The 25,068-nt window shown below is 40.5% G+C and carries 23 protein-coding genes; 20 read left to right on the top strand and 3 right to left on the bottom strand.

Annotated elements, in window-relative coordinates; translation table 11 throughout:
* Positions 1-455 precede the first annotated feature (455 nt).
* From FC56_RS00790 to FC56_RS00760, 7 genes are all read left to right on the top strand, one after another.
* Positions 456-1,394 (top strand): phosphate/phosphite/phosphonate ABC transporter substrate-binding protein, encoded by a 939-nt coding sequence (locus tag FC56_RS00790; protein WP_056977355.1) that lies wholly within the window; start codon positions 456-458, stop codon positions 1,392-1,394.
* 98 nt (positions 1,395-1,492) lie between these two features.
* Positions 1,493-2,245 carry a phosphonate ABC transporter ATP-binding protein gene (gene phnC / locus FC56_RS00785; protein WP_056977353.1) on the top strand — a complete coding sequence of 251 codons (753 nt, stop codon included), beginning with the start codon at positions 1,493-1,495 and terminating at the stop codon, positions 2,243-2,245.
* Positions 2,246-2,264: 19 nt separating this feature from the next.
* A complete protein-coding gene (phnE, locus tag FC56_RS00780; RefSeq protein WP_056977902.1) occupies positions 2,265-3,053 on the top strand; it encodes a phosphonate ABC transporter, permease protein PhnE in 789 nt (262 codons plus the stop codon).
* Complete coding sequence (phnE, locus tag FC56_RS00775; protein WP_056977351.1) at positions 3,053-3,862, top strand: phosphonate ABC transporter, permease protein PhnE; 810 nt, start codon at positions 3,053-3,055, stop codon at positions 3,860-3,862. The genes phnE (FC56_RS00780) and phnE (FC56_RS00775) overlap by 1 nt, the downstream gene beginning before the upstream one ends.
* A 2-nt stretch (positions 3,863-3,864) precedes the next feature.
* Positions 3,865-5,421 (top strand): bifunctional metallophosphatase/5'-nucleotidase, encoded by a 1,557-nt coding sequence (locus FC56_RS00770; RefSeq protein ID WP_056977348.1) that lies wholly within the window; start codon positions 3,865-3,867, stop codon positions 5,419-5,421.
* Between the two features lie 53 nt (positions 5,422-5,474).
* Positions 5,475-6,335: an aldo/keto reductase gene (locus tag FC56_RS00765; protein WP_056977346.1), complete on the top strand. Its 861-nt coding sequence runs from the start codon at positions 5,475-5,477 to the stop codon at positions 6,333-6,335.
* A gap of 117 nt (positions 6,336-6,452) precedes the next feature.
* A complete protein-coding gene (locus FC56_RS00760; RefSeq protein ID WP_056977344.1) occupies positions 6,453-7,259 on the top strand; it encodes an aldo/keto reductase in 807 nt (268 codons plus the stop codon).
* Between the two features lie 97 nt (positions 7,260-7,356).
* Here the strand turns inward: FC56_RS00760 and FC56_RS00755 are convergent, their stop codons facing one another.
* Entirely contained in the window at positions 7,357-8,007 is a 651-nt protein-coding gene (locus FC56_RS00755; protein ID WP_056977342.1) for a nitroreductase, read from the bottom strand.
* A 172-nt stretch (positions 8,008-8,179) separates the two neighbouring features.
* Between FC56_RS00755 and FC56_RS00750 the strand changes: the two genes are divergently transcribed.
* From FC56_RS00750 to FC56_RS00725, 7 genes are all read left to right on the top strand, one after another.
* Positions 8,180-8,626, top strand: coding sequence for a VOC family protein (locus FC56_RS00750; protein ID WP_056977340.1), 447 nt, complete (start codon positions 8,180-8,182; stop codon positions 8,624-8,626).
* Between the two features lie 81 nt (positions 8,627-8,707).
* A complete protein-coding gene (locus FC56_RS00745) occupies positions 8,708-9,301 on the top strand; it encodes a LemA family protein (RefSeq protein ID WP_054671175.1) in 594 nt (197 codons plus the stop codon).
* A 10-nt stretch (positions 9,302-9,311) separates the two neighbouring features.
* Positions 9,312-10,319 (top strand): M48 family metallopeptidase, encoded by a 1,008-nt coding sequence (locus tag FC56_RS00740; protein ID WP_056977338.1) that lies wholly within the window; start codon positions 9,312-9,314, stop codon positions 10,317-10,319.
* A gap of 204 nt (positions 10,320-10,523) precedes the next feature.
* Complete coding sequence (locus FC56_RS00735) at positions 10,524-13,049, top strand: YfhO family protein (protein WP_056977336.1); 2,526 nt, start codon at positions 10,524-10,526, stop codon at positions 13,047-13,049.
* A gap of 503 nt (positions 13,050-13,552) precedes the next feature.
* Positions 13,553-13,798: an alcohol dehydrogenase catalytic domain-containing protein gene (locus FC56_RS00730; protein ID WP_054671165.1), complete on the top strand. Its 246-nt coding sequence runs from the start codon at positions 13,553-13,555 to the stop codon at positions 13,796-13,798.
* Positions 13,795-13,932, top strand: a complete 138-nt coding sequence (locus FC56_RS07965) for a zinc-binding dehydrogenase (RefSeq protein WP_082620530.1) — start codon at positions 13,795-13,797, stop codon at positions 13,930-13,932. The genes FC56_RS00730 and FC56_RS07965 overlap by 4 nt, the downstream gene beginning before the upstream one ends.
* Before the next feature lie 183 nt (positions 13,933-14,115).
* Positions 14,116-15,663: a YfcC family protein gene (locus tag FC56_RS00725; RefSeq protein ID WP_056977333.1), complete on the top strand. Its 1,548-nt coding sequence runs from the start codon at positions 14,116-14,118 to the stop codon at positions 15,661-15,663.
* A 41-nt stretch (positions 15,664-15,704) separates the two neighbouring features.
* Here FC56_RS00725 and FC56_RS00720 read toward each other — a convergent pair whose 3' ends face one another.
* Positions 15,705-17,036: an MATE family efflux transporter gene (locus tag FC56_RS00720; RefSeq protein ID WP_056977331.1), complete on the bottom strand. Its 1,332-nt coding sequence runs from the start codon at positions 17,034-17,036 to the stop codon at positions 15,705-15,707.
* Positions 17,037-17,342: 306 nt separating this feature from the next.
* On the opposite strand from FC56_RS00720, the gene ptcA reads away from it, so the two are divergent.
* The 6 genes from ptcA (at position 17,343) to FC56_RS00690 (ending at position 23,937) form a co-directional block, all read left to right on the top strand.
* Complete coding sequence (ptcA, locus tag FC56_RS00715; RefSeq protein WP_054671161.1) at positions 17,343-18,374, top strand: putrescine carbamoyltransferase; 1,032 nt, start codon at positions 17,343-17,345, stop codon at positions 18,372-18,374.
* 43 nt (positions 18,375-18,417) lie between these two features.
* Entirely contained in the window at positions 18,418-19,806 is a 1,389-nt protein-coding gene (locus FC56_RS00710; RefSeq protein ID WP_056977329.1) for an APC family permease, read from the top strand.
* 12 nt (positions 19,807-19,818) lie between these two features.
* Positions 19,819-20,919, top strand: a complete 1,101-nt coding sequence (gene aguA, locus FC56_RS00705; protein ID WP_056977327.1) for an agmatine deiminase — start codon at positions 19,819-19,821, stop codon at positions 20,917-20,919.
* 62 nt (positions 20,920-20,981) lie between these two features.
* Positions 20,982-21,923, top strand: coding sequence for a carbamate kinase (gene arcC / locus FC56_RS00700; RefSeq protein WP_056977324.1), 942 nt, complete (start codon positions 20,982-20,984; stop codon positions 21,921-21,923).
* Between the two features lie 104 nt (positions 21,924-22,027).
* Positions 22,028-23,134, top strand: coding sequence for an agmatine deiminase (gene aguA, locus FC56_RS00695; RefSeq protein ID WP_056977322.1), 1,107 nt, complete (start codon positions 22,028-22,030; stop codon positions 23,132-23,134).
* Between the two features lie 2 nt (positions 23,135-23,136).
* Positions 23,137-23,937: a MurR/RpiR family transcriptional regulator gene (locus tag FC56_RS00690; protein ID WP_054671150.1), complete on the top strand. Its 801-nt coding sequence runs from the start codon at positions 23,137-23,139 to the stop codon at positions 23,935-23,937.
* A gap of 42 nt (positions 23,938-23,979) precedes the next feature.
* On the opposite strand, the gene FC56_RS00685 is transcribed toward FC56_RS00690, so the two are convergent.
* Positions 23,980-24,981, bottom strand: a complete 1,002-nt coding sequence (locus tag FC56_RS00685; RefSeq protein WP_056977320.1) for an amidohydrolase family protein — start codon at positions 24,979-24,981, stop codon at positions 23,980-23,982.
* Between the last annotated feature and the right edge of the window lie 87 nt (positions 24,982-25,068).

The following is a 25,068-nucleotide window of genomic DNA, read 5'->3' as shown; positions in this document are numbered from 1 at the left end:
CAGAAACTTCAATCGCAAACCTACCGCACCATGCCCGTTATCATGGGATTGTGGTGGTTAGCGATTCGAAATTATTAATCGGGTTATCAGAAAAAACACTACCCAAAAATTAAATTTCGTGTTAGGTTAAATTAACTAATCAATTGAATATCGTAACTTTAAATTAGTCCCGTGAGGCTAGGAAGTTGAAGGTTTAAATACCAGTGGCAAAATTAAGAAACCACTGTAAATTAAACGGACCAAATACTAGCCTCTTGTCTCTTGTAGACCTGAGGCTTTTTTAGTGCTTGTTTTTAAGTAAAGTTCGTTATTTTACGCAAAAAAATAAATTTAAACGGTATATAAGCCTTTAAAACGGTAAAACACGAACTTGAATCGAAAAATAAATTGACTAAGTTCGTTTATTGGGGTTAGGATGGGATGTGAATCAAATACACTATTGGAGGGACCACTTGATGAGATTTAATCACCGTGCCAAATATGGAGTCGCTATTATTTCCTTGCTATTACTATCTGTCGGCTTGACGGGTTGTGGCAAGTCTAGTGCCAAAAAGGGGGATTATACTCCTAAGAAGTTAACCGTTGAATTCGTGCCTTCGTCCAATGCTGGTACCATCGAAGCTAAGGCCAAACCATTAGAAGGCCTACTGAAAAAGGAACTGGGGATTCCCGTTAAGGTAGCTGTTTCTACGGATTACAACACGATCGTAGAAGCTATGGGGTCTAAAAAAGTCGATGTTGGTTATCTCCCACCTGATGCTTATGTTTTGGCACATAAACAATACAATGCCAAGGTTTTATTACAAGCTCAACGTTACGGGGTTAAGGAACCTAACGATCAATCAACCGGCAAATTAGTTGATTACTATCGTTCTCAAATTTTGGTCCGGAAGGATAGTGGCATTAAAGATATTCAAGATTTAAAGGGCAAAACAATTGCAACCCAGGATACTACCTCAACTGCCGGTTGGATTTATCCAGCCGTAGAAATGCTAAACCACGGGGTTAATATTAACAAAGACGGAATTAAGACCGTTCAAGTGAAGGGTCACGATCAAGGGGTTCTGTCGGTTTATAACAAAAACACCGATGCAGCCTTTGTTTTCCAAGGAGCCCGGTTATTAGTACAGGGCGATGAACCAGACGTCATGAAAAAGGTAGTGCCAATTTATACCACGGGCAAAATTCCTAACGATACCATTACGGTTCGTGGTGATATGAGCTCTAAGTGGCAAAAGAAGATCTCCAAAGCGTTTAAAGACATTGCCAAAACCAAAAAAGGGCACCAAATCATCTCGAGCGTTTACAGTCATGAAGGTTACGTCGACTCTAAGGACAGCAACTTCGATATCATTCGTAAATACGATAAAGAAGCTACTAAGTTAGATAAATAAAACCCCAAAACTGTGATTGTAAAATTAATACTGAAAATGGCTGCTGAAATATTCCGAATGGAGATTATTTCCAGCCATTTTTTTGGAGGAAAAGGGAAATGGATGCAAAACCAATTATTGAATTTAAAGACGTCAATAAAATTTACGATAACGGCACGGTGGGCTTAAAAGATATTAATTTGACGGTGAAGCCGGGCGAATTTTTGGTGGTAGTCGGATTGTCGGGGGCTGGCAAAAGTACCTTGATGCGAACCATCAATAAAATGCATAATCCTAGTTCTGGCAAGGTGTTAGTTGATGGAGTGGAAGTAACAAACCTTAAAGGACGGTCATTGCGAGAACTTCGCCGCAAGATTGGCATGATATTTCAAAACTTTAACTTGGTGAAACGAACTAGCGTGGAACACAACGTTTTGTCCGGTAAAATTAGCTACTATCCCACTTGGAAGAGTATCTTGAACTTGTATAGTAAAGCCGATAAACAACAGGCCGCTGTGGCGTTAGACCGGGTAAACTTACTCGAAAAAATTTATATGCGGGCTGATGAATTGTCCGGGGGCCAACAACAACGGGTAGCGATTGCCCGAACTTTGATGCAAGATCCCAAAATTATTTTGGCCGACGAACCAATTGCTTCCCTGGATCCGTTGACCACTCAAGCAGTAATGAACGACTTGAAAAGATTGAACGAAGAAGACGGCATTACCGTGGTGGTGAACTTGCATTCGGTTCCGTTAGCTTTACAGTATGCGGACCGCATTATTGGGATGCGCGGGGGGCAATTAGTTTACGATCAGCCGATTGACCAGGTAACTGAAGACGCCTTAAGCGCCATTTATCAACCGATTTAGGAGGACCTCCATGGAAGTCATGAAAAAACTCCCCCACCAATCCTGGGGGCAAAAGTATCACGTCAAAACGGTTAGTGTAACGGTCGTCATTATTGGGTTAGTAATTTTATCTGCCAAGGTGGCGGGCGTGGACGTTGCCATGTTCTTTACTAACTTAGATCAATTTACTGATTTATTAGTTCGAATGTCACATCCAGATTGGAGTTACATCGCCATTATTTGGCAGCCGATTTTAGAAACAATCCAAATGGCGGTAATGGGGACCACGATTGGGACGTTGTTTGCCATCCCCTTTTCCTTCTTGGCAGCTAGTAATATCGTTAAAAACTCCTGGGCGCACGGACTAATTCGTTTCTTCTTGGATTTAGTTCGGACCTTACCAGACTTACTGTTAGCGGCGATCTTTGTGGCCATCTTTGGCATTGGTTCCACCGCTGGGGTAGTGACCTTAGCAATTTTCTCGTTTGGGATGGTTTCTAAATTGTTTTACGAAGTAATCGAAACGATTGATGAAGGCCCCATTGAAGCGTTGGAATCAGTAGGCGCGCGGAAATTACAAATCATTCATTTCGCGGTGGTGCCCCAAGTAATGAACCAATTTATCAGTTACTTTTTATACACATTAGAGATTAACGTGCGGGCTTCAACGGTGTTAGGTTATTTAGGAGCTGGCGGGATTGGGGTTTATCTGCAACGGTCACTCAATGAATTTAATTACAGCCAAACGGCGGTTATTATTTTGATGACGTTGGCAGTCGTTATCGTGATTAACGGAATTAGTAATTATCTAAGGGAGCGGTTAATTTAATGACAAAATCACCAGAACTAAAAATAGAAAAAAACTACTATGACCGCTACGGTTGGTTACTTTGGGCGTTTATTATCTTAGTGATTTATGGTTGGGCGTTAAAGGGGCTAAAATTAAGTGGAATTCAGGATTCGGCAGGCCCGGTGTCCAAATCTATTTTGCACGGTATTTTTCATCCGGATTGGGCCTACGTTTACAACGGTAGTGGGGAAGATTTGGTTTCGTTAATTGGTCAAACCCTGGCGATTGCCTTTTTAGGAACCATTATTTCAGCAGTGATTAGCGTGCCCTTTGCCTTTTGGGCGGCCCGAAGCAAAACTGAAAAATGGTATCTCCGTTCTGGCAGCGGCAAGTTAGTGCTCACTTTGATTCGTACCTTCCCAGAAATTGTATTGGCAATTATGTTCATCAAAGCGGTGGGCCCGGGTTCTTACGCCGGGGTGCTAGCAGTTAGTGTGCACTCCGTGGGGATGTTAGGGAAGCTATTTAGTGAGGCTATCGAAAATATGGATGGTGGGGCTGAAGAAGCGATTGTTAGTGTGGGGGGCAATGCTAGTCAGGTGTTTATGCTGGCGACGTTACCCACGATCATGCCAGAATTTATTTCCTACACCCTTTACCGGTTTGAAATCGCCGTGCGGTCAGCTACCATTTTAGGGATGGTAGGCGCCGGCGGAATCGGGACCCCCATGTTGTTTGCCATTCAAACGCGAAACTGGCCCCGGGTCGGCATCATTTTGTTAGGGATTATTATTATGGTACTGGCCATTGACAGTTTGTCTGGCCGGTTGCGAAAGAAGTTGGTTTAATAATGAAAGTTAAAATTTTATCGACTAGTGATGTCCATGGTTACGTTTATCCCACGGATTACAGCACGCCTAATAACATTGCTGATTACGGGATGTTAAAGGCCGCCACTTTGATTAAGCAACAAAAGCAAGCAGCCGCCGCAGATGAAATCGTGATTGCCGTGGAAAATGGTGATTGGATTCAAGGCTCACCGTTAACTAGTTATGTGGCTAAACAAACCACGGCCAAACAGCAAGGCATCTTTAGCCAAATTACTAGTAACATCGGCTATGACGCGGGTGTATTAGGTAATCATGAGTTTAACTACGGCCTGGATTATTTAAGAGCGGCTGAACACTATCGTAACTATCCGCTGCTAGGTGCCAACATTGCTGGTGGACGGCAACAACAAATTGTGGACGCCCCTTACACGATTGTGAAACAAAAGGGCATTAAGGTTGCCATTTTAGGGCTAACAACTGCCTATATTCCCGTTTGGGAACAGGCTAACCATCTAACCGGATTAAATTTTAAGTCAGCACTGGAAACTGCCAAACTGTGGGTGCCGCGATTACGTGAAATGGCAGATGTGGTCGTGGTGGCCTACCATGGCGGGCTGGAGAGTGATCTAAAAACGGGGCTACCCAGTGAAAAAATCACGGCTGAAGATGAAGGCTACCGGATTTTGACCCAAGTGCCTGGAATCGATGCATTGATTACCGGTCATCAACACCGTCAAATCGCCGCAGTTTACAACGGCTTGCCAGTTACCCAGCCAGGAGAACGGGGCCGATTTGTCGGCTGTATTGAACTTCAGCTGGAGAAGAATAATGAAGTGCAAGGCTCAACTGCCACGTTACTAGCGACTGAAGAAATGATACCGGATTCGACGTTAACGCAAATGACCGCCAAGCTAGAACAAAAGGTTCAGACGTGGTTGGATCAACCACTAGGACAAGTTAATGGGACGGCAATGGCGATTGTTGATCCAATGCAGGCTAGGTTACATGGGCATCCATATTTACAGTTTATTAATCAAGTTGAAATGGCAGCCACGGGGGTCGACATTGCAGCTACGGCGTTGTTTAACAACGAAGTCCGAGGCTATGAAGCGGAAGTTACCATCCGCCAAGTCTTAAACAGTTATGGTTATCCCAATACGTTAGTCGTGGAACGGATTACCGGAGCGGATTTGAAAGCGGCTCTGGAACGGTGTGCTAGTTTTTTTGAGGTTCAAGCGGGCCAAGTAGTGGTGGCAGCGGCGTTTGTGAAACCGAAAGTGCAGTATTATAATTACGATTTTTATAGTGGCATTGATTATGAATTTGATTTGCGCCAACCGGTTGGTTCCAGGGTAACCAAGCTTAAGTACCATGGCGAAACGGTAACGGCAGAGCAAACCTTGCAAGTAGCGATGAACCAATATCGTGGTAATGGTGGCGGTGAATATGACATGTTTGGCACCGCCAAAGTAGTCAAAGAAGTGAATCTGGATATGACCGAACTAATTACCGATTATTTTGAACAAAACAACCCCGTGACGGCCACCCAACCCGAAAATTTTCAAGTTAAATGGTAAATTTGCGACTATACTAAGGGAAACGGCTTCATTAAAAATAGTGGGGTGATAGTATGAACATGGTTAATTTTAAAGGCCAAGCGGTACTGCCGATTGGACTAGGAACTTGGCATATGGGTGATGAACCGCAGCACCGAGCCACCGAAATTGCGGCCTTGCGGTCCGGAATTCAAACCGGGACGGAGTTAGGGACGTTGGCGATTGATACGGCTGAAATGTATGGCGAAGGGCGATCCGAAACATTAGTAGGGGAAGCCATTCAGCCAGTTGAGCGGCAGAAACTGTATTTAATTTCTAAGGTGTATCCCTGGAATGCTTCTGAGGATTTGTTGCCTAAGAGTTTGGACGCTAGCTTAAACCGGTTAGGTGTGGATTATTTGGATTTGTATTTACTACATTGGACCGGTAATATTCCGTTAGCGGAAACGGTTTTGGCAATGCAACGGGCCCAAAAGGCCGGCAAGATTCGGCATTGGGGTGTTTCCAATTTTGATACTAGTGATATGCAGGAACTTTGGCAGGTTCCGGATGGCGACCAATGTGTGACTAACGAGGTGCTATACAATCTGGGGTCACGGGGAATCGAATACGATTTGGTTCCGTGGCTGCAGGCTCATCAGTTACCGGTGATTGCTTATTCCCCCGTAGCTCAGGGAGATAGTTTAGGCAATGATTTAACTGCTGATCCATTGCTTAACGAAATTGCGGCTGCCCACCACGTTTCTGTTTTCCAATTACTATTAGCGTGGGTAATTCGAAACGGCGAAACGTTGGCTATTCCGCAATCTAGCAGTGCAGACCACGTTCAAAATAATTTGGCCGCGGCTAAGTTAGAATTGACCGCGGATGAGTGGCAACTGATTCAAGCAAAGTACCCAACGCCAACTAGAAAACAACCGTTAGATGTGCTGTAAAAACGTCCTATGATAATGGAGGGCACAAAAATGTGCCTTATTGCCATTTAGGTAAAACGGTATTTATAATATACCTACAAGTTCTGATAGTGGTTTTACTTGGAAAGGAAGTAGATTATGGAAAATCAAACTTTAAGTAACGGGGTTACCATCCCTATGATGGGGTTTGGAACCTACCTAATTGATAAGGCCGATGTTAAAGACATGATGCAAACTGCCTTGGATGCTGGTTACCGGCACTTTGACTTTGCCGAAATTTACGGCAATCAAGCAGAAATTGGTGACGTGTTAAGCCAAACTGATGTTGCTAGAGAAGATTTATTCTTAACTTCCAAGGTTTGGAATACTGATCAAGGTTATGAAAGTACGTTAAAAGCTTTTGATAAAGCCATTAATGACCTTCAAGTTGATTATTTAGATTTATACTTAATTCACTGGCCTAACGAAGATAACTTCCAATTGTCACTAGATACTTGGAAGGCCTTAGAAACCCTCTACAAACAAAAGAAAGTTCGTGCCATTGGGGTTTCTAACTTCTCAGAAGATCAATTAAAACAAGTTTTTGATATGGCTGAAATTAAACCAATGGTTAACCAAATTGAACGCCATCCTTACAAAACTCAAGCAGAGCTAGGGGCTTTTGATACTGCCAACGGTATTGTTAACGAAGGCTATTCTCCAATCGGTCACGGCCACTTGATTTTAGAAGATCCGGTCATTGTGGAACTTGCTGATAAGTACGGTAAGACTCCTGCTCAGGTAGTTTTGCGTTGGCAAATTGATACTGACTTCGTGGTCTTTCCTAAGTCCAGCAAACCAGCTCGAATCAAAGAGAATATTGATATCTTTGATTTTAAGTTGGACGCTGATGATATTAAAAAGATTAACGCTTTGGATCAAGATAAACATTTGAACTACGACTAAATCAAAATAGGCTTTAACCCATTTTTGCGGGTTAAAGCCTATTTTTGTAATTATAAAAAGTCCCCTAATGCTTGAGGTGTCAAGGAAACGGGGGTTATTAATCTAAGATTTTTAGGACATCGCTAACCGGTTCGCGATCGGTGTGCAGTTGGTTGATTTGGCGAGTATCGTCAACGTAACCTAATCCGATGCCCATGGCAACCGCTTCTTTAGTGGGAACGTCTAGTACGCCGTAAGCCAGTTCAGGATACTTAACGAATTCGTAGGATGGCACGGTGGCAATTCCACGATCCGTGGCTGCTAGCATCAATGTTTGAGCGAAGGCGCCCAGGTCGTAAACAGACCAGGCTAAACTGTTTTTGGGAATGGTCAAAATTGCGATCGCTGGAGCATTATATAATGCGTACTGACTGTTAGAATAGATGTATTGCATGCCATCTAAAGTCTGGGCAAGTTGCACGTTCCATTTGGCCATATTGACTTGTTCCTTAGGATGCCATTGACCTTGTGCCATAGTTTCTAAGAAGGCTTTCGGCTTCTTGTTAGCTTCATTTAAGCTTTGAAACCGGCGTTTGTATTCTGCCAAACTGTCGCCAGTAGCGATATAAACTTTCCAGGGTTGGGAATTGCCCCAGGATGGAGTTCGTTGGGCGTCTCTGACGATATCGATTAAGTCAGCTTGGGGAACAGGGGTGGACTGAAAGTCCCGAATGGCACGGCGATGATTGATCGCAGCTTGAGTTTCCATAAAAACGACCTCGCTTTGTTTTTAACTAAGTAATTGTAAGTATTTAATTTACTCCTTTTTGTTTAGATTTGTCAAAAAAGAATTAAGCTTGGTGTTAAGTCAGCGCAGAAACTTGTTATTATGATTAGTTTTGAGATAATGAAGAAGTTATTAATACAAGGAGGAAGTTAACATGCAATCACAAATGTACGCCTATTTTCACTTTATTAATGCTAGAGAAGCGATTGAATATTACCAAGAAGTTTTTGGGGCGACCAATGTGTTTCGGGTGAGTCCAGATGAGCAACAAGCTAAGGTGCTACATTTGCCTGAGAACGCTAACCTGGACAACATCACCATGAATGGCGGTTTTGACGTTTTAGGTAGCCACTTTGTGTGTGCCGATTCCTTTTCTGGAGCGCTACGAATTGGTAACCAAGTTTCCGTTATGTTGGATTTGGATGCTAACGATGAAGAGAGTGTTAAAGCGGCGGCTGAATTTTATGACCGCGTTAAAGTTAGTGGACTGGTTCAAATTACTATGCCATATACTGATCAATTCTGGGGTGGTAAGTTAGGAATCTTCACTGATGAGTATGGAATTGAGTGGATGCTGCATGTAGCTCCTTGGAATAAATGATTTTATTAGTTTAACTTGCTCCATGTAGTGGGGCTTGTTACACTAAGCTCAACTAAAGATATGTAGAAAGAAGGATCTAAATTGATAATTGCGATCGTAATCATTGCTGTTATTGTGATAGCAGCAATTTTAATTTATAACGGCATGGTTAGTGCCAGAAACTCCGTGGATGAAGCGGAGAGCCAAATTGGGGTGCAACTCAAACGACGGGCCGATTTGATTCCTAACTTGGTGAACACGGTTAAGGGTTATGCCAAGCATGAACACGATACATTTATGGATACCATTGCTGCTAGAAATGAAGGTACCAATGGTTCCACTCTTGATAACTTGGAAAGTGATGCTGCTACCATGGCTGATGATAATGCGGATTTGGCTCAACGGGTTAAAGCCAGTGATGCAGCTAGTGCCGGTCTTGGACGTTTGTTTGCCATTGCAGAAAACTATCCTAACTTGCAGGCTTCCCAAAACTTCAGTCAACTTCAAGAAGAACTGACTAGTACTGAAAACCGAGTAGCTGCTAGCCGGACTAACTTCAACCGGGTGGTTCGAGACTACAACACTCGAATTCAATCATTCCCTGCTAACTTATTTGCAGGCATGTTCCACTTTACTAAACGAGACCAACTTCCTACTGACCCAGCGACTGAAAAAGTCCCAGAAGTTAAGTTCTGAGGTGATTTGATTGGCTAGATTAGATACTTTAGGGGCCCAAGTGACTGCTAATAAACGGCGGTCTGCGTGGACAATTGCAGTTTTCTTACTGCTAATCAATGTCATTTTTGTGGTGTTAGCTTACTTTTTCACCGGTGGTGATTTAAATAGTATGATCAGTTCGCTGATTTGGTTAGAAGTAATTCTGGTACTGTACATCTTGTATCGTTACTGGCAGGGTGGGATGGAAATTGTACGCATGAATAAAGGCCAAGAAATTCCAGAAGATACGACCGATCCGCAATATAAGCAGGTTTACAATATTGTAACTGAATTGAGCTTAGCAGCGGGGATGCCAATGCCACGGGTATTTGTAGTACCGGATGCTTCTCCGAATGCGTTTGCTACCGGAATGAGTCCTGCTAAGGCTAGTGTTTCGGTAACTCAAGGTCTACTAGATATCATGGATCGTGAAGAATTAGAAGGGGTAGTCGCTCACGAAATGAGTCACGTGAAAAACTATGATATTCGGGTCACTACCCTCTCAATTGCTTTGGTTGGGTTTATTAGCTTAATGGGCTACGGTTTAGTTCGAGTGGGACAATCAATGTCGTACTTCGGTGGCTTTAGCAGTGATGACGATCGAGAAGGCAACAGTTCAGCGATGATTGGAGTTGCTTTGATGGCAATTGGCTTTGTCATTGTAGTTGTAGGCTTGCCGATTAGTTACCTACTAGAAAAATTCCTATCCAGAAAACGAGAAGCGTTAGCGGACGTGTCTGGTGCGGAATTAACTAGCAATCCCCAAGGGTTGATTAGTGCACTAGAAAAATTACAAGAGCCACAACCGGCTGCTAAAATTTTGTCCCCACAAGCTGCCGGATTATATTTAGTGGAGCCATTGTTTGGCAAAAATAATCAACGTTCATGGTGGTCGCGGATGATGGATGATCATCCTCCATTGGATGAACGAATTGCGAATTTAAAACGGGTATTGGGAGAAACTGATATGGACGATTCTTCTAATGACCTACGGTGAATCTTAAGAAGAGTGATAATGGCTTAATTAAGGCCGCTACCACTCTTCTTTTAGTTTATAATGGGGGCGAATTACCAAAAAAATAATTAAAAACTAGTAAATGTTATTGGTATTAGTTAACTTAGGCCATATAATTAAGCCTTCTAGACTATATTAAGGAGTTTGTTTAACTTTTGAAGAACACGATCTATGTTGGAGGAAATAATGACTAAAAATAAAACTAACAAATTTATGTTAATGGGAGCTGCGGGGTTATTAAGTATATTGATTATGATTGCAGTGATGGCAATTAATCATGTGACACCTTTTGGCAACCGTAACTTATTAGCTAGTGATGTGGGGGCCCAATACTCGCCGTTTTTGACGATGTTACAGCACATGTTAAAAACGCATACGTTGAGTTTATACTCATTCAACGTTGGTATTGGAAGTAACCTAGTCGCATTAATTTCCTATTATTTGATGAGTCCGTTTAATCTGTTACTGATTTTCTTTAAATCCTCACAAGTGCCGATTTTTATAACGTTAGTTATTATTTTAAAAATTGGACTTAGTGCAGTAGCAATGAATTATTTTTTGCAACGCCACTTTGAAACTCAAAGCTGGGCCACGGTTTTATTTGCCAATGCTTATAGTCTCTGTGGATTTGTAGCTACTAATTACTTTAATTTAATGTGGTTAGATTCTTTGATCTGGCTACCTTTAATTATTACAGGTGTGGATCAACTGTACCGTAATAGAAAATTTGGAATGCTATTTGGATGGTTATCAGTATCGATTATTACTAATTACTATTTAGGTTATATGACTTGTATATTTGTAGGTTTGTATGCAGTTTATCTGGTATTTGCTAATCGAGAAGAAACGCAATCTATCAAATCGACTTTGAAAAATGCATGGTCATTTATCGGCAAAGTCCTTCAAATCGGTATTTTGAGTGCATTAACATCGATGGTGGTTTTATTACCTACCGCATTAGAAATGTTTAAAACTGCTAAAGTAAATACTAATCAAAATTTACCGTGGAACCAATTTGGACTAGATATTTTGACCCAATTAGGAATGGGTGGAACAAACTTTAACAGTCATTTAGTGCATGCTCCGACAATTTATAGCTCGTTGTTTGTAGCTTTACTAGTATTATTTTATTTTGTTCATCCAGCTATTTCACGTATTTATAAAAGAACCGCTCTTGTAATGTTGCTAGTATTATTACTTACTATGTGGATTACTCCCTTGAATCTGGTATGGCATATGCTTCAAGAACCAGTTGGTTTTCCGTTCCGGAATGTTTTCTTTTATAGCTTTTTTGCAGTTATGCTGGCATTTCAAGTTTGGCAAGCTGGAATCCGTCAAATCACTGGCAAGTGGCGGTGGTTAATTCCTGGTGGATTAATTGCGGCGTTATCAGTTGGATTTGTAGCCGCAAAGTGGGGACCAAAGCTCACAGATGGTGGAATTCCTATTGAAAATGTTGATACTCTTGTTAAGCTAACGATTAATTGTGGTTATGTAGTGGTCTTAACAATTGTGTTATTTTGGCTTTCTAAGCGGGTAGCCCAGGTTGTTTTAGTTGGTATGGTTGCCGGAGAATTATTTGCTAACTTTTATTCTGGAATGCATGGTTTTCAATTTGGTAATCAGGCTAATTATGAACGGCAATATCAAAAGGAAACGATGCAATTTCAACCAGTAGCCAATACTTCTAATTTGGTTCGGGCAATTAGTAAAAACCGAAATATTAATGTGGCTCTACAACGCTATCGTAACTATAATGACAGCGCGCTCTTTAACTTTTCTGATGTCTCTTCATATACCTCTACGTTAACCGTGCAAGATATTGATTTATTAAATAACTTTGGAGCTTACGTTAGAAATGCTCGGCGAGTTAGCAATATGGGATTAGTTAATCCGATGTCAGCAATACTGGGAGCCAAATATAATGTCACCACTAAAGGCGCTGTTCACCGAATTCCAGAATATCAAGGAACCGGGATGACGGTACCAGTGGCTTTCACTAAGGTATCAGGTAAGCAACCGTTTATCTCTGATAATTTAAATGACATTATGACCAGTTTAGACAATAAGAACACGAAGTTTATAATGTTGCCTAAGGTGATTGATCAAGTTACTGATTTAAAGACTAGATCACGATACCATTATCAACACGTGGAACGAATTAAGATTAATCGTACCGGTAAACTGTATTTGGATGCGCAAAGTTACGGAATTAATTATGGTCGGACTACTGTAAACGGTAAGCCGCTCTATAATTTCAGAAAAGGGACTCGAAGATTTTATCTGATTGGTCATTTCCGTAAGGGACAAACGGTTATTGTTAAGACACGGGCACGTGATCGGACCAATAAGCGTATTAGATTTGTAATGCTAAATAATCAAAACATTCGTAAAACTCTCAAGCAACACCCTAGTGCGGTGATTCGTAAAGTAGGAAATGATTCACACCTTCAATTTAAAATTAAGGCCAATAGTGGTCAGTATTACTACCTTCCTATTCCGATTGACAGTGGTTGGCACGCAACTGTCAACGGAAAATCAGTGGAGCTTAAATCAGTATTGGGAGGGCTAACGGCCGTTCCTTTAACTAGTGGAACTAATCAAGTGAAGTTAGCTTACCAAGCTCCGGGTATCAAAGCGGGACTACTATTGTCCTTGCTAGGATTGATTGGATTTGGATGGTTAGAATTTAGAAATCGAAAACGCAGTTAAATATTTAAAGCCATAATGGAAAGCTGCTATGGCTTTTTTATTTGCTTAAACCCGTCTTGAATTTCTTTCTCAAGGTTGTTTGCTAATCTAGGAAGTCGTAAGATGAGTTCAGCATTTTGGATCACTGGTTTAAACTGATGAACCAACATTTTAGGAGGACGATGATAATGGCCAATCAAGAATCTGTTCAGCAATTAAAAGATTCCTTTACTGACTGCCAACCTATGTTAGAAGCCTTGGGGACGTTAACCGGCAAAATATTTTACTAACTCTATGTGATACCAGCTGTACAACTGGGCTGAGGGTGGGCGATATTACTGAAGCGGTAAATTTGTAGCGACCAGCAGTTTCTCATCACTTAAAAATTTTAAAGGACTCAAAATTGGTTACTATGCGTAAAGAAGGATCAATGAACTTTTATTTTGCGGATATTCATACTAATTTTGCAAAATTAACGCAGTTACTTGCTAGCTTGGACGCTTTAAAGGAGATTAATAATCGTAATGACTAAAACAATGCAGGCTTTTGTGGCAAAAAATAAACGAGCTACTCCCCAATTGACCGAAATAGTTGTTCCAAAGATTAAACCCAATGAGTTATTAGTAAAGGTAGCAGCGGCAAGTATTAATCCAGTGGACCAGAAATTCGCGACGGTAGGGTTGCTGTCTCCTGGAACCGTTCAGTATCCGGTAACTTTAGGAAATGACATGGCTGGTGAAGTAGTTGCTGTAGGTAGTTACGAGAATTGACCCGGTTAGTTGAAGCTGGTAAAGTGAAACCAATTATTGATCGAACTTATCCATTAGCGCAAATTCAATCTGCATTTGAGTACTCTAATGCCGGCCACACCGTTGGTAAAGTGGTTATTGAAATGCCAAACTAAATAAAACGAGCGTCTCCTAAATAGTTCAGGGAGACGCTTTTTTAATGATAAATAAAATACATTGAGTTTGATAAATAGTTAACGCGTGTTTAAGCACAAACATAATATAATTAAAGTGGAAACGCAATTATTTTTCAATATTATTGAAAGCGCTTTAATTATTTTGAGAAGGAGTGTTTAACCATGTCCAAAACGGGTAAGAAGAAACGATTTAAGTTGAAAATGCCAGGAGCTTTCGTGATTCTGTTTATTTTAACCATTGTGGCTGTGATGGCAACGTGGATTGTTCCTGCCGGTTCCTATTCCAAGCTGACTTATAATCAGTCTAATTCTCAGCTGGTGGTAACTAAACCTCACGGTGAAGTAGAAAAATTGCCTGCAACCCAAGCAGAGTTGGACAAACTTGGGGTTAAAATTAAAATCAGTCAGTTCAAAAGCGGCGGAATTACAGACGCCGTTTCTATCCCGAATACATATGAACGGTTGAAGCAGCGTCCAGCAAGCCTAGGAGCAGTTACGGGTAGTATGGTTAACGGAACAATTGAAGCCGTGGATATTATGGTTTTCATTTTTGTTTTGGGTGGTTTGATTGGAGTAGTTAAAGCTAGTGGTGCGTTTGAATCTGGTCTGTTAGCTTTGACGAAAAAGACAAAAGGACACGAATTTTTATTGATTTTCTTGGTGGCCGTTTTAATGGTTTTGGGAGGCACACTTTGTGGGATTGAAGAAGCGGTGGCCTTTTATCCAATTCTGGTTCCGATCTTTATAGCGATGGGATATGATTCGATAGTCTGCGTGGGAGCGATTTTTCTTGCTAGTTCGGTAGGAACTGCGTTTTCGACTATTAATCCATTCTCTGTTGTAATTGCGTCCAATGCTGCGGGGATTAATTTTACTGAAGGGATGATGTGGCGCGTTTTTGGTTGTATTGTCGGAACCATCTTTGTAGTAACTTACCTTTATTGGTATAGCAATAAGGTTAAAGCTCACCCAGAATTTTCGTATTCTTATGAAGACCATGAATCGTTTGACAAAATGTGGTCAGTGGTTCCTGGTAACAACGAAGTAATTGAAAGCACATTTTCCTTAAGAAAGAAAATTATCCTAGTCTTGTTCGTAGTTACCTTTCCCATCATGGTCTGGGGCGTTATGAGCCAGGGCTGGTGGTTCCCAACCATGGCTTCATCATTTCTGTTCTTTGCAATTATAATTATGTTTTTAACTGCTACCGGACCAAATGGTTTGGGAGAAAAGGGAGTAGTAGATGCCTTTGTGGAAGGAGCTTCGAGTTTAGTTGGGGTATCCTTAATTATTGGTTTAGCACGGGGGATTAACTTGGTATTGAATAACGGGATGATTTCAGATACCATGCTGAACTTCTCTTCGTCATTAGTTGCCAAAATGAGTGGTCCAGCTTTCATCTTGGTTATGTTGGCAATCTTCTTCGTTCTTGGGTTTATTGTTCCATCATCCTCAGGATTGGCAGTATTATCAATGCCAATTATGGCGCCATTAGCTGATACGGTAAATATTCCACGGTATGCGGTAGTGACGGCCTATCAATTTGGTCAATATGCAATGCTCTTCTTAGCTCCTACCGGATTGGTAATGGCAACGTTGCAAATGCTTGATATGAAATATTCTCATTGGTTGAAATTTGTTTGGCCGGTAGTAGTATTCTTATTGGTATTTGGTGGTGGCTTATTAGTAGCCGAAGTAATGGTAAATTAGAAAAGGCAGATTACCTTTTGGGTAGTCTGCCTTTTTATAATTTATAATGCTTGATTTACTTTGCGAACTTGACGGCGATATAAATACCAACCTAAGGCAGCCGTCAAAACGTCAGCAACTGCTTGGGACCAAATAATTCCGTTATAACCAAATAATAAGTTACCAATCACAATCGCGATAGTGAAGAAAACGCCCTGCCGGGAAACGGACATGACTAATGCGTTGAAAGCTTGAGCCGTGGATTGAAAAACGGTGGTATAAACCAAGATAGCGCCGGCGAATGGAGTGGTTACTAGCAAGATTCTAAGTAACTGAGTTCCATAATGAATAACATTAGGATTCTTTAAGAAGAGACTTACAATCCAAGGAGCAACTAAAATCATCAGAGAAGCCATAACTAAGGACCAGAGAACTTCGACAATAATATCAAATCGAATAATAGCCTGAAGCCGTTTATGGTTTTTAGCCCCGTAGTTGTAACCCACTAATGGTTGGGCGCCAAAGGCAAAGCCCACCATGATGGCATTAACCACTTGTGAAACTTTCGTGGCGATTCCTAAAGCGGCCACCTGATCTGCACCATAACGGGCTAAGTAGTTATTGAACAGGGCAGTTTGGTAGCTGATCATTAGATTGGTTACCGAAGCGGGAATTCCGATGATTAATACTTGCCAGACAGAGTCTCGTTGTAAACTCATTTTACGCCAATCAACAGTGATAACCCGACAGCGTTTGATAATGTAAACTACTAATAAAGCATCAGAGAGCAGGTAGCCTAATAAGTTGGCTAAGGCAGCTCCAGCGGCTCCCATATGAAATCCTAAAATAAATAAGGGGTCAAAAATAACGTTAATTACGATACCTAATACCGTAGCCACCATGGTTTCACGGGCACGGCCTTCAGTTCGCATTAAATTACCGGGAATGATTGACATGGTTACTAAGACAGCTCCCACGTTGAAAATCCGATAAAATTGGGCAGCATAAGCATAAGTACTTGCGGTAGCTCCCATTAACATTAAGATTGGTCGTTCAAAGATCAACATTAAAATGGCAACTGCAATACTACTAAAAATACCAAAGTAAAAGCACCAGCTACTAACGTGGCGGGCTAATTCAATTTTATGTTGCCCGAGGAGTCTAGAAATGTAGGCACTGCCACCTAATCCAAAAATATCGCCTAAAGCGATCATCAAATTAAAGAGAGGCGCACAAATGGCGACACCAGCCACTAAATCGGTATTTTGGGTTAAGGACACGAAATATGTATCGGCTAGGTTGTAAATCATGCTGGCCAGCATACTAATTACGACGGGCATTGCCAACTTAAAGTAGGCCTGTCGTATGGGTGCTTTTTCAAATAATTCTTCCAAGGTGGAAAAACCTCCTGTTTTTTCTCGATTCTTCTAGCATACTGGATTTTAAAAAAGGTGTCTAACTGTAAAATGATAATTTGTGTCAGCGAAATTATTATATCTTTCACAATGTATAATTGAATGAATTTCAAGTGTTCAAGCAGAAGTGGATTTAGTAATGGTGGTACATGTTTCATGAAATGAAACACGTGTCATCTCCCTCAATCCCAGTATCAATAGCTTTGAAAACGCTTTTAAAATAATTGCTAGTCTTTTATGATGTGTTTGTAAATTAAAACAAAGACAAAAAGGAGATTACCTATTATGACAAAACGCGACTTTGTAGATACTAACACATACACTCAAGAAGAAATTCAATACATGATTGATTTGGCTTTGAAGATCAAAGAATCAATTAATAACGGTTACTACCCACAACTATTGGCTAACAAAACTTTGGGAATGATTTTCGAGCAAAGTTCAACTCGGACTCGGACATCTGCTGAAGCAGCTATGACTGAATTAGGTGGTCATGCTCAATACCTTGCCCCAGGTCAAATTCAACTTGGTGGTCATGAAACTATCGAAGATACTTCTCAAGTCCTAGGCCGCATCCTAGATATTATTGGTGCCCGGACTGATCGTCATAAGACAGTTGCTGAAGTTGCTAAATACGCTAAAGTTCCAGTGGTTAACTTCATGAGTGACTACAACCATCCTACTCAAGAACTTGGCGACATTATTACTATGACTGAACACCTACCAAAGGGCAAGAAGTTAAGTGATTGCAAGATCGTCTTTGTCGGTGATGCAACTCAGGTTTGTGTTTCTACTATGTTTATGACTACTAAGATGGGAATGGATTTTGTTCAATACGGTCCTAAAGATTTCCAAATGAAAGACGATGTAGTTGCTATTGGTAAAGAAAATGCAAAACGTTACGGTGGTAGTGTCACCATGACCGAAAATGAAGACGAAGCAATGAAGGATGCTGACTTTGTTTACACCGATGTTTGGTACGGATTATACGATGCCGAAATGCCTAAGGAAGAAAGAATGGGAATCTTCTATCCTAAGTACCAAGTAACTGCTGACATGATGGCTAAAGCTGCCCCAGATGCTAAATTTATGCACTGCTTACCAGCAACTCGTGGTGAAGAAGTAACTGACGAAGTTCTTGATTCAGATTACTCAATTGTTTGGGATGAAGCTGGTAACCGTAAGACTGCTATGCGTGCAATCTTTGTTTACTTATTAAACCCAGAATTAGAATATGCTTCTGAAAATGTTGCTGAAAAGTACAATGCTGAATTAGAAATTATGTTAAGAAACGCAATTGACAACCGTAAAAACTAATCTAATACCTGTAATTCTTGGTTTATAGATGGGAGACTCTATCATGACAAATGGTAAAAAAAAGTTCAGGTTGTTTGATGCAGTTTTAATGGCGGTAGTAGTAGTTCTGGTTGTTGAATCAGCAGCTCCAGCGGCAGCAATTGGAACGTCACAATTCTTTTGGTGGATCTTTTTACTAATCTTGTTCTTTCTTCCTTATGGATTGATTTCCTCGGAGTTGGGAACTGCGTATGCTGGTGATGGTGGCCTTTATGATTGGGTAAAGCAAGCTTTCGGAGCCAGATGGGGTGGCCGATTAGCTTGGTTCTACTGGATTAATTATCCAATTTGGATGGCCAGTTTAGCAGTTTTGTTTTTCCAAACTGCCGAAAAAATCTTTGGGTTGCATTTAAGTACTGCTGTTTCAATCATAGTGCAATTGATTTTCGTTTGGGTAGTGGTATTTGTGGGTAACAAGCCAGTATCTGAAAGTAAATGGATTATGAATTTAGCAGCGTTTGCTAAAATATTTACGATTGCATCATTAGCTATCTTAGGTATTTATGTGGCAGTTACCAAGGGAGTCGCCAATGACTTTTCGCTACATAACTTACTTCCCCAATTAAACGTTAAAAGTTTAAGCAACCTGTCTGTAATTATATTTAACTTTTTAGGATTTGAAGTTGTTGCCACAATGGCGGATGATATGGATAACCCTAAAAAACAAATTCCACAAGCGATTATTTATGGTGGTGCGTTAATTGCTTTCTTCTATTTAATCGCAGCATTCGGTATGAGTGCAGCAATTCCAACCGATAAATTGTCAGCATCCAGTGGATTAATCGATAGTTTTATCTTACTGGTTGGTAACTTAAACTGGTTTGTAATCTTGATTGGTGTGTTGTTCTTATACATCTTAGCTTCAGAAATGGTTTCCTGGGCATTAGGAGTTAACTATGTTGCGGATTACGCAGCTAAGGACCACGTTTTACCATCTATTTTTGGTAAAGAAGACGCCAAGGGGATGCCAGTAGGAACCGGTTATTTAAACGGAATTGTTGGTACCATTTTAGTGGTAGTCGCTCCATTTATTCCTAACCAAGATATTTTCTGGGCCTTCTTCTCATTGAATGTTGTTGCCCTTCTGATTTCCTACACTATGATGTTTCCGGCATTTCTTAAGCTTCGGTATTCAGATCCTGACCATGAACGGCCATTTAAAGTGCCTGGTAATAAATTTATGATTCAACTAATGACTTGGATTCCAGAAGTTTTATTAATAGCAACCATTGTATTGACGGTAGTTCCACTAAATGGCAGCCAAGAAGAAATCTCAGCTAAAATGCCAATTTTGATTGGGGTCATTATTACGGTAGTCATTGGAGAAATTGTTGTTCGTTATGCCGAGCATAAAAGCAAGGTAGGTACACCGGTTGCTAATCATATAAATTAAGGAGAGATAGTTATGAAAACACTTGATAGTACCCCAAAACGTGATGGATATAGAATGCCCGGCGAATTTGAACCTCACCGTGGAGTATATATGCTTTGGCCTCAACGCCCAGATAACTGGCGTGATGGTGGTAAGCCAGCTCAAAAAACATTTGCTGAAGTGGCCAAAGCCATTTCTAAGTATGAACATGTTACCGTTGGGGTTAATGATGATCAATTTAACAATGCTCGCCACATGTTAGCTGATGAAGTAGAGGTCATTGAACTTTCTAACGATGATTCATGGATTCGTGATTGCGGGGCAACGTTTGTTAAAAACGAACAAGGTCAACTTAGAGCAGTAGACTGGACCTTTAATGCTTGGGGCGGTTTGGTTGATGGCTTATACTTCCCATGGGATAAAGACGATCGGGTAGCCCAAAAGATGGCTGAATTAGAACATACTGATCGTTACCGGTTGGATGACTTCGTATTAGAAGGTGGTTCAATTCACGTTGATGGTGAAGGGACTTTAATCACTACTGAAGAATGTTTGTTATCTGATGGTCGTAATCCACAACTTTCTAAAGAACAAATTGAAAACGTCTTAAAAGAACATTTGAACCTAGAAAAAGTCATTTGGTTGAAGAAGGGGATTTACCTTGATGAAACTAACGGCCACGTTGATAACATTGCTAACTTTGTTAAACCTGGTGAAGTAGTTTTAGCCTGGACCGACGATAAAAATGACCCTCAATACGAAATTTCTAAGGAAAATTTGGAAATTTTGGAAAATGCTACTGATGCTAAGGGCCGTAAAATTAAGGTAGATAAGCTTTACGTTCCATCACCTGTTAAAATCACCAAAGAAGAAAGTGAAGGAGTAGACGCTGTTGATGGTACGCTTCCTCGTCAAGAAGGAGACCGGTTAGCTGCTAGTTACGTTAACTATTACACCGCTAACGGAGCCATCATTGTTCCTCAATTTGGCGACCCAATGGATGAAAAGGCTAAAGAAACATTGGCTGAATTGTACCCAGACCGTGAAATTGTGGGTGTTTATGCTCGCGAAATTCTCTTAGGTGGCGGTAACATTCACTGCATTACTCAACAAGTTCCAGAAGGTAATAAGTAAACTAGGTGGGCCAGGACTTCTGTTTTGGTCCACTAATCTTAACCGGGTGGAGGAAATAAAAAATGGCAAGAAGAATTGTAGTGGCACTAGGCGGAAATGCAATTTTATCCAAAGATGCATCGGCAGCTGCTCAACAACAAGCATTAAAAAATACAGCTAAATATTTAGTTGAATTTGTTAAAAACGGCGATGAATTGATTGTCTCTCATGGTAATGGCCCTCAAGTAGGTAATTTATTATTACAACAAGCTGCGGGAAGCACCGATACTAACCCAGCTATGCCAATTGATACGGCAGTAGCAATGACGCAAGGAAGCATTGGTTATTGGCTCCAAAATGCCTTAGATGAAGAATTACGTAATAATAATTTAAGTAAAACAGTGGCTACTGTTGTAACTCAAGTGGAAGTTAGTGAAAATGACTCAGCCTTTACTAACCCAACTAAACCCATCGGTCCGTTTTATACTGAAGAAGAAGTTACTAAGCAACGGCAAGAAAATCCAGATTACACGTTTGTAGAAGACGCAGGTCGGGGTTACCGGCGGGTGGTCCCATCACCTAAACCAATTAACGTTGTTGAATCAGAAGTGGTAGACACGTTAGTAGCCAACAACGTAATTCCAGTGTCAGTTGGTGGCGGTGGGATTCCGGTAGTTAAAGAGGGTAATCATTTAGCTGGCCGAGAAGCGGTAATTGATAAAGACTTTGCTTCTGAAAAATTGGCAGAACAAATTGATGCGGATTTATTAATCATCTTAACGGCTGTTGATCATGTTTTCGTTAACTTTAATAAACCAAATCAAAAGGCCTTAAGCCATGTTACAATTGATGAGTTAAATCAATATATTCAAGAAGATCAATTCGCTAAGGGGAGCATGTTGCCAAAAGTGCAAGCCGCAATTGATTTCGTTCAAAACAAAGATGATGCTCAGGCAGTCATTACTTCTTTGGATAATATCTCTGGCTTCCTGGCAAATGGTGATGCAACTGTTGTTACCAAATAAGCAGTAACTAAATATTCTAGATAAAGTTAATAAATGAAGTGGGGTGTGTCAGAAAATATATGTTTCTGGGACACTCTTGCTTTGTTGAGAAGGGATTTTGCATAATGGAATTAGTAACTAATACAACTCCAGCTCAAGATCAATTTAGATTACCAGCAGAATTTGAACCGCATCAATCGGGATACTTAATTTGGCCGCAGCGTCCGGATAATTGGCGTAATGGTGGTAAGCCAGTTCAAAAGCAGCTTGTCCAGTTAGCACAAATATTGGACCGCTACCAAACTACAACCGTGTTAGTTAATGAATCCCAGTATAGAAATGCAAGAGCAATGCTGCCTAACAACATCAGAGTAATGGAAATGAGTAGTGACGATGCTTTTATTAAGGATACTGGTCCGTTTTATGTAGTAAATGCTGATAGTGAAGTGCGCTGTGTTGATTTTCAATTTAATGCTTGGGGTGGCTTGACTGATGGTTTGTATTTTCCATGGGACAAAGATAATCAAATTTCCGTTAAATTAGCGGATATTGATAATTTAGCGGTGTATCAAAATTCAATGATTCTAGAAGGTTGCTCCGTTATTGTTGATGGTCAAGGCACTTTAATTACTACAGAAGAGGTAGTGTTATCTGAAGGTCGCAATAAGAACATGACTAAAGAACAGGCTGAAAAAATTTTTGCGGATTATTTTGGCGCCCAAAAAGTAATTTGGCTTGAGGAAGGTTTTTACTTAGATGAAGCTGGTGGGGATATTGATAACCTGGTCAATTTTGTTAGACCTGGGGAATTAGTTCTTTCCTGGACTGATGATTCTAATGATCCCCAAGCTGCTATTAGTCAGGCTGCTTATGAGCAACTGCAGCAAGTAACCGATGCTGCCGGGAGAAAATTTAAAATTCATAAAATGAAATTGCCAGCTCCTCAAGTGTTATCGGCAGAAGAAGAGCAGGGCGTAGAATCAATTAATGGGATGTTACCAAGAAATATGGGACAAAGATTAACGGCCACTTACGTTAACTACATTACCGTTGATAAAGCAATTATTTTTCCGGAATTTGATGATCCCAATGATGAATTAGCTAGGCAACAATTAATGAATTTATACCCAGAACGAGAAGTGGTTGGCATTAAAGCTCGTGAATTTCTAACTGGGGGTGGAGGAATTCACACACTAGTAACGAGTGTCCCAGGTAATTTAAAGGAGAGTTAAAGATGAACTTCTTTGAAATTGTTAACGCCCATATTAGTTCATTGACGAAAAGCGAACAAGCCCTGTTTGATTACGTGGTTAAAAATATGGATCAAGTGAAAAACCAAAGTATTCGAGAAGTGGCTGCTGAAACCTTTGTTTCTACGGCTACGTTTTTAAGATTTGTAAAGAAAATTGGTTTTACTGGATTTAGTGAGTTTACCACCGTGATTAAATATACCGTCTTGAATAATCAAACGGCTACTAAGCCAATGCCATTTACCGTCCAACAACGTGATTATCGAGAAGAGTATTTAAAAAATATTACCGAATCTGTTCGGGTAATTTCACCAACTAAAATTAACGAGATAGTTAACCATTTAGCTACTCACCCTAATGTTTACCTGTTTGCTAAGGGCATTAGTAAGTACGCAACGGAGTATATTTATTATTTATACAGCATGGCCGGTTTTTCGGTTACATATCCCAAGGACTATGAATTTCGACAAGTAACTATGAAACAGGTTCAAAAAGATGACCTAGTGTTTATTATTTCTTATGATGGTCAAAATAGTGAATTCTTAGAAATGATGCATTCCTTTGAAGCCTCACACCAAAGACCTTTCATAGTTTCGATTACCGAAGCTGATAATAATACTATTCAGAATTTAAGTGACGTTAACCTCTACGTTTTTACGGATCAGGTAACTGTTAACCAAACTGAAATTAGTTCTCAAATTTCAACGATTGCATTATTGGAATTAGTGTTATATCAGTACATTGAAGACTATGGAAAGCGGGATTTTAACTTTATCAAACAATAAAAAACGCAAACTTCGGGGAAAGTTTGCGTTTTTTGATTGCTATTATTTAATGTGAAGCAAGCGAGCCGCATTATCATAAGCAATTTGTTGCTTGATATCTTCTGGCAGACTTAGTTGGTCAAACCAGTTAGCAGCGTCAGAGTTATTTTCATATGGATAATCTACTGAAAACATTACTCGATCAGGGCCAAATGCTTCGATGGCACTTTCCAGTGCGTCGGTGTCATAGTGGCCGGAAGTAGTGCACATGAAATTAGTGTGCAAGTATGAGGTGAGTGGTTTAACGTTTTTGGCGTTCACTTCACCATTTCGTTGCCGGAACAAGCGATGTTCAGTTCTAGGCAAAGTTTGGGAGAGCCCTTCACCTAAGTGGCCTAAGACAACGGTGAGGTTAGGGTAACGATCGAACAAGCCACTCATAATCAAACGAATTGCATGAACCGCGGTTTCTTGAGTGAAGCCCCAAGCAGAACCGATTAATTCTGGATAGCCTTGATAAATTTGAGTAGAAGCTGGCATTGGTTCTCTAGGATGCAAGTAAACTGGAACATCCAATTCACTGATCTTTTGCCAGAAAACATCCACTTTAGGATCATCTAAGTACATAGGAGTGTTAACATCACCCATATTGGTGTAACCGTTAATCAAAATTCCCTTAGCACCCAAATCCTTTACAGCATGTTCAGCTTCCTTAGCAGCTTCGTTGGGATCTTGTAAAGCAACTGCGGCAAACATACTAAATTGCTTTGGATTGGATTTTACATAGTGGTCATAGGCATCTTGATTACTACTATGAGCTAAATCCACTGCAGTTTTAGGGTCATCGATTCCTTGAACCCCAGGAGAAGTTAATGACATTACGGTGTGAACTATGCCTAACCGATTTAATTCATCTTGATAAGCCTTGTTATCATCCCACAACCGATCTACGATAAAATCAGTATAACTTTTACCATTGCGATCTGCCTCGCCAGAGTCATTCCAGAGTTTACTATTTTCTGGTGTGGAAAAATGTTCCTCAATTGCAATTTTTTTAACAACCATTTAAAAAGCTCCTCCCTACATATTTACTAAATTACCCGTTAAATGTATAGCTAACAGTGGAAATGGTCAAAAAAATTAACGTTAATT

The organism is Lentilactobacillus senioris DSM 24302 = JCM 17472, assembly GCF_001436555.1.
GTDB classification, from domain to species: Bacteria; Bacillota; Bacilli; order Lactobacillales; family Lactobacillaceae; genus Lentilactobacillus; species Lentilactobacillus senioris.
Note: the sequence above shows the minus strand (reverse complement) of the source record. Positions and strands in the feature narration are given on the sequence as shown.